Source organism: Phaeobacter sp. SYSU ZJ3003, from assembly GCF_041300735.1.
GTDB classification, from domain to species: Bacteria; Pseudomonadota; Alphaproteobacteria; order Rhodobacterales; family Rhodobacteraceae; genus Phycobacter; species Phycobacter gallaeciensis_A.
The window spans coordinates 1-3,671 of record NZ_PXNU01000110.1; the positions used below are offsets into that span (position 1 = coordinate 1).

Sequence of the window (3,671 nt, forward strand, 5' to 3'; positions counted from 1 at the left end):
CAAAAGCGGGCATCCCGCTCCAACAATATCAGTCGCTTACGCGCTTAGCTGTTGAAGTTGGGTGATCTCTGAATGGTCTCCTGTTTTCCCCGGAATATCGATTATCCTCAACCTACTCTCAAACAGAGCGACATACTTTCAGATTAGCGACTTTTGCCACACAAAATTTGTGGAGGAACTTGCATTAATTTTTGCCGAAAATGAAGCAGCTCAAAGAGACCAAATGTGGGGGATCATAGAAGACGCGGTAAAAGCCGATGGATCATTTGACCCTTTAGAGTTTTGCCGTGAGATATTTCATAGGCTTCACTTAGTTGGGGCCGTTGGACTGAAGTTGTCTTCCTCATCTGCTTGGCACTGGGTCCACCTTACACATAAACCAATACCCAAAAACTCAATCACTACAGACACCAAAGCCACAATCCATCCAATGCTCTGGCGTGCATTTGAGAACACAGAAACCAAAGAGCATAAGTCATAGCACCCCCAACGAAAAAGACCCCCGCTTTCGCGAGGGCCTTCGATCTTTTTTAAAGGAACAGATCTCAGAGTCCGGTGGACACGTCGATGGTGTTGCCTTCTTCCAGGGTCACATAGGCTTTCTTCACGTCCTTGCGACGGCCGATCTGGCCGCGGAAACGCTTGACCTTACCCTTGGTGATGGTGGTGTTGACCGCTTTGACCTTCACACCAAAGAGGGTTTCAACCGCCTCTTTGATCTGGGGTTTGTTGCTGTCGATCGCCACTTCGAACACCACTGCGCCGTTTTCGGACGCCATGGTGGATTTCTCGGTGATGATCGGCTTGCGGATCACGTCGTAGTGTTCTGCCTTCGCGCTCATTTCAGTCGAGCCTCCAGTGCTTCGACACCCGCCTTGGTGATCACCAGGGTGTCACGCTTCAGGATGTCATAGACGTTTGCACCCATCGTCGGCAGGATATCCAGACCGTCGATGTTACGCGATGCTTTGAGGAACCCTTCGTTCACGGCTGCACCGTCGATGACCAGCGCGCGTTTCCAGCCCAGGTTTTTCACCTGCTTGGCCAGAGCAGCGGTCTTGCCCTCTGCGGTTGCGTCCTCGATCACGACCAGTTCACCCGCTTTCGCCTTGGCGGACAGCGCGTGGCGCAGGCCCAGCTTGCGGAACTTCTTGGTCAGCTCGTGGCCGTGGCTACGCGGGGTCGGGCCCTTGTAGATACCACCCTTGCGGAAGATCGGTGCGTTACGGTCACCGTGGCGTGCGCCGCCGGTGCCCTTCTGGCGATAGATCTTCTTGGTCGAGTAGGAGGTTTCCGAGCGGGTCTTGACCTTGTGGGTACCGGCCTGCGCGTTGTTGCGCTGCCAGCGGACCACACGGTGCAGGATGTCCGCACGCGGCTCCAGACCGAACAGGTCTTCGGACAGTTCGATGTCGCCTGCCTTGCCGCCGTCGAGTTTGATCACATCAAGTTTCATGCTTCACCACCTTCCGCGGGAGCTTCCGCCGGTGCTTCGGTTGCTGCTGTCTTCAGAGCCGCCGGGAAGGGCAGACCTTCGGGCGCTTTCTTCTTGACGGCATCCTTGACGGTTACCCAACCGGATTTCGGACCAGGTACGGCACCTTTGATGAACACCAGGCCACGGTCGGCGTCGGTCTTGACGACTTCCAGGTTCTGGGTGGTCACGCGGGCAGCGCCCATGTGGCCGGCCATCTTCTTGCCTTTGAAAACCTTGCCGGGATCCTGACACTGACCGGTCGAACCGTGCGAACGGTGCGAGATCGACACACCGTGCGATGCACGCAGACCGCCAAAGTTCCAGCGCTTCATGGCGCCTGCGAAACCTTTACCGATCGAGGTGCCGGTCACGTCCACTTTCTGACCTGTCAGGAAGTGTTCGGCCGAGATTTCGGCGCCAACTTCGATCAGGGCATCGGCGGGCACGCGGAATTCAACCAGCTTCCGCTTGGGTTCAACCTTTGCAGCGGCAAAGTGGCCACGCATCGCCTTGGAGACGCGCTTCACTTTGGCCGAGCCTGCGCCCAGCTGAACGGCGGTGTAGCCGTCTTTGTCTTCGGTGCGTTGCGACACGACCTGCAGACCATCCAGGTGAAGAACGGTCACAGGGATCTGCTTGCCGTCTTCCATGAACAGTCGGGTCATGCCGACTTTCTTTGCGATAATACCAGAGCGCATATTCATTACCCTCCGATCTTACGACTGCAGCTTGATCTCGACGTCCACGCCAGCGGCGAGGTCGAGCTTCATCAGCGCGTCCACGGTCTGGGGAGTCGGATCAACGATGTCGAGCATGCGCTTGTGGGTGCGGATCTCGAACTGGTCACGGGATTTCTTGTCGACGTGGGGGCCACGCAGAACGGTGAATTTCTCGATCTTGTTCGGAAGCGGGATCGGGCCACGAACCTGCGCGCCGGTGCGCTTTGCAGTGTTCACGATTTCCTGGGTGCTGGCGTCCAGCACGCGGTAATCGAAAGCCTTCAGCCGAATGCGAATGTTTTGACTTTGCATTTCGTCAGCCTTTTATAGGCGTTGGAGTTGAGAGGAGGGCCCACGACCACCGCACACCCTCATCGAACCCAAAAGGCGGGAATCACCCCGCCTTGATATTCTCATTGAGAACTCGCGCGTCTTAAGCCTGCAGCGGCGGTATTGCAAGGGTAAATGAGGCCCGTGCGAATGCTCCGACGCTTTGGGTCCACCTCAGGAGCCGTTACGGCGATCGGGCAAGGTCACCCCCAGAAAATCTGGCCGTCCCGTGTTAAAAACTGACGCAGGGCGGTCAGTGACCCTAGTGGCGCCCCCCAAGTCCGGTTAAACTTGCGCAAAGCCTCACAACGGACAACCCAATAGTGCCGCCTCACAGCCCCGAAACCGAGCAAGTTCTGCTAATTGCGCGCAGTATCGCTGGTGAGACCGGTCATGCGCTCCTGGCGCGCCTGGTTGAGGCCCTGAGCGAGCATCTGGATGCAGCCTTCGTCGCAGTCACCTATGGCGAAGGGGTGCCCCCCACCCACGCGCGGGCGCTCTACGCGCTGCAGGACCACAAGGTTGCTCGCGGGATACGCTACGAATTGCAAGGCACCCCCTGCGCCCGGGTATACGCCGGGGAGGTCGTCATTATCCCCTGCGGGATTGCCGACCTTTATCCCCGCGAAGCGAGGTTTGAAGGCTACATAGGTATTCCACTTCGCGACACCACTGGCGAGGTCACCGGTCATCTGGCTGTATTTTCCAACCAGGAGATCAAGGAGTCCGAGATCGCCACTGCGATATCGACGATTTTTGCCCTGCGTGCCGAAGCCGAATTGCGCCGCCTCTCCGTGGAAAAGGAACGAAAGAAGCTAATCGCGGATCTCGCGCGGATGAACCGACGCCTGCAGCAGGGCTATTCCGAAGTGCGGCGCGAAAACGCGGAAAAGATCGCGCTCATGGGGTTGATTGCCCACGATCTGCGCAGCCCGCTGGCCGCCGTGCTGTCCCAGGCCGAACTGGGACTGATCAGAGCCCGCACAGAAACACCGGACACAGTCCGGATTGGAGCTATGGAGGATTTTGGGTGACGCGGCTTGATCAGGCGGCGCGGTTTTCAGTGTCGTCTGTGGCAACACCGTCGGTGAATGTGACGCCTTCGATGACCAAAGGCAACTGGTTAGCCCCCTTGAGGCGGCGCC

General features: G+C 57.8%; 5 protein-coding genes. 1 reads left to right on the plus strand and 4 read right to left on the minus strand.

Annotated elements, in window-relative coordinates; genetic code table 11:
* Nucleotides 1–545: 545 nt before the first annotated feature.
* The 4 genes from C6W91_RS20775 to rpsJ are packed head-to-tail and all read right to left on the minus strand — an operon-like array spanning nt 546 to nt 2,508.
* Nucleotides 546–842: a 50S ribosomal protein L23 gene (locus tag C6W91_RS20775; RefSeq protein WP_065271474.1), complete on the minus strand. Its 297-nt coding sequence runs from the start codon at nt 840–842 to the stop codon at nt 546–548.
* Entirely contained in the window at nt 839–1,456 is a 618-nt protein-coding gene (gene rplD / locus C6W91_RS20780) for a 50S ribosomal protein L4 (protein ID WP_065271475.1), read from the minus strand. The genes C6W91_RS20775 and rplD overlap by 4 nt, the downstream gene beginning before the upstream one ends.
* Nucleotides 1,453–2,175, minus strand: a complete 723-nt coding sequence (gene rplC / locus C6W91_RS20785; RefSeq protein ID WP_065271476.1) for a 50S ribosomal protein L3 — start codon at nt 2,173–2,175, stop codon at nt 1,453–1,455. Before rplC ends, rplD begins: the two co-directional genes overlap by 4 nt.
* A gap of 18 nt (nt 2,176–2,193) precedes the next feature.
* A complete protein-coding gene (gene rpsJ, locus C6W91_RS20790; protein WP_058289455.1) occupies nt 2,194–2,508 on the minus strand; it encodes a 30S ribosomal protein S10 in 315 nt (104 codons plus the stop codon).
* A 341-nt stretch (nt 2,509–2,849) separates the two neighbouring features.
* Between rpsJ and C6W91_RS20795 the strand changes: the two genes are divergently transcribed.
* Nucleotides 2,850–3,560 carry a GAF domain-containing protein gene (locus C6W91_RS20795; protein WP_370571561.1) on the plus strand — a complete coding sequence of 237 codons (711 nt, stop codon included), beginning with the start codon at nt 2,850–2,852 and terminating at the stop codon, nt 3,558–3,560.
* Nucleotides 3,561–3,671: the final 111 nt, after the last annotated feature.